The organism is Robbsia betulipollinis (assembly GCF_026624755.1).
Lineage (GTDB): Bacteria > Pseudomonadota > Gammaproteobacteria > Burkholderiales > Burkholderiaceae > Robbsia > Robbsia betulipollinis.
Genome location: NZ_JAPMXC010000037.1, coordinates 1 through 846, shown reverse-complemented (window position 1 = coordinate 846; position 846 = coordinate 1). Strand labels below are relative to the sequence as shown.

Genomic DNA, 846 nt, shown 5'->3' with positions numbered 1-846 from the left:
CATTTCGCTCGCCACTACTCTGGGAATCTCGGTTGATTTCTTTTCCTGCGGCTACTTAGATGTTTCAGTTCACCGCGTTCGCTCCAATGACCTATGTATTCAGTCAGAGGTGACCCATACGGGCCGGGTTTCCCCATTCGGACATCTTCGGATCAAAGCTTGTTTGCCAGCTCCCCGAAGCTTTTCGCAGGCTACCGCGTCCTTCATCGCCTGTAATCGCCAAGGCATCCACCACATGCACTTATTCGCTTGACCCTATAACGAGTACGTCTCGCGACTCTCTCAAATCGTTTGACGCCACGCTACAGGTTTTGAGTATCGGTTTGTGCCGTATTCCAAGTGGCCTACCGAGGTAGGCCGCTTAAAGATACTTGATACAATCACAACCCAAACGTCGTCCACGCGCCATCTCTAACGCGCTTCAGACGTTTATTGAACTTCTTCCAGATTTTTAAAGAACGACAGCCGATGGGTATTGCTACCCTTCAGTAGTTGGCAATTGCCAAGCCGAAACACTCGTCACGTACGGCACGTACGCGAAGCGCTTAGGCTTGGGAATTTGGTGGAGGCTGACGGGATCGAACCGACGACCCCCTGCTTGCAAAGCAGGTGCTCTCCCAGCTGAGCTAAGCCCCCAAATGCAGTACTTCCGGAGTCCATAACTCCAGCCGTTATTGCAACCACTTGGACTAAATGGTGGGTCTGGTTGGATTCGAACCAACGACCCCCGCCTTATCAAGACGGTGCTCTAACCGACTGAGCTACAGACCCCTTCAGTCTGTCGTATTGACAGCCGATAAGCGTGAGCGCTCAATTTAAGACGCTGCTCGAGAAAGGAGGTGATCC

Annotated in this window: 2 tRNA genes and 1 rRNA gene; all 3 read right to left on the bottom strand. The window is 52.1% G+C overall.

The features are described 5' to 3' along the window. Window positions 1–255: ribosomal RNA gene (locus OVY01_RS22980) — 23S ribosomal RNA — on the bottom strand; the annotation flags it as partial. Window positions 256–560: 305 nt separating this feature from the next. Next, window positions 561–636 (bottom strand) — tRNA-Ala (locus tag OVY01_RS22975). 58 nt (window positions 637–694) lie between these two features. Continuing rightward, window positions 695–771, bottom strand: a tRNA-Ile gene (locus tag OVY01_RS22970). Window positions 772–846 lie beyond the last annotated feature (75 nt).